Annotated in this window: 1 pseudogene; it reads right to left on the reverse strand. The window is 35.1% G+C overall.

What is annotated here, in order from left to right:
* Positions 1-154: 154 nt before the first annotated feature.
* A pseudogene (locus PG862_RS14290) lies at positions 155-370 on the reverse strand (IS110 family transposase); the annotation flags it as partial.

The following is a 370-nucleotide window of genomic DNA, read 5'->3' on the forward strand; positions in this document are numbered from 1 at the left end:
TTGAAAAACGGCACACCGCATTCTCGTTACTTTAGCCTGCAAATAAAAAGTCAAGACTTAATGGGGAAAAAAATATAAAATTTTACATGGTTAAAATTAGGCACTAAAATAAGACCACCACAAGCAGTGCTGGTCTGCAAATAAAAGTTTTGAATTAGCTTGACTCAGAAAGAATACAGAGATATTCCTTCACTCGTCCATAATAAATTCTGAGAAATTTATTAGCGCCTGCAGTCATGTAAACATAATACGGTTTACCCTGGGCACGTTTTCTGTCCATGAATTGATATACAGGATCATCTTGCGGCATTGTTTTAATAAGAACATCCATTACTTGAAAAAGAGTCTTTCTTAAATTTGAAGACCCACG

The sequence above is a fragment of the Clostridium fessum genome (assembly GCF_027698965.1).
GTDB classification, from domain to species: domain Bacteria; phylum Bacillota; class Clostridia; order Lachnospirales; family Lachnospiraceae; genus Otoolea; species Otoolea fessa.